Below are 316 nucleotides of genomic sequence, written 5' to 3'. Positions count from 1 at the left end.
CGGCGCGTGGACCTACACGCTTAACAACAACGCTGCGAACGTTCAAGCGTTGGCGCAAGGCGAGCAACGTCAAGAAATCTTCACCGTCACCTCTGCTGACGGCACGGTTTCGCAAATCACCGTCACTGTGATCGGCACCAACGACGCTGCCGTGATCGCTGGTCAAGGAACGGGCACCGTTGCTGAAGACAGCGTATTGACGGCCTCGGGCACGTTGACCGTCACTGATGCTGACGCGGGCCAAGCCACCTTCGCGGCTCAAACCGGCACGGCCGGCACCTACGGCTCGTTCTCCATCGGTACCGACGGCGCATGG

General features: G+C 61.7%; 1 protein-coding gene. It reads left to right on the top strand.

Going from position 1 to position 316, the window contains the following annotated elements; genetic code table 11:
• A partial coding sequence (locus EYW45_RS00055) for a VCBS domain-containing protein (protein WP_161133352.1) occupies nucleotides 1–316 on the top strand: 316 nt, incomplete at both ends.

The sequence above is a fragment of the Schauerella aestuarii genome (assembly GCF_009866805.1).
Lineage (GTDB): Bacteria > Pseudomonadota > Gammaproteobacteria > Burkholderiales > Burkholderiaceae_B > Schauerella > Schauerella aestuarii.
The sequence above is the reverse complement of the archived record's forward strand: the minus strand, read 5'-3'. Positions and strand labels throughout refer to the sequence as shown.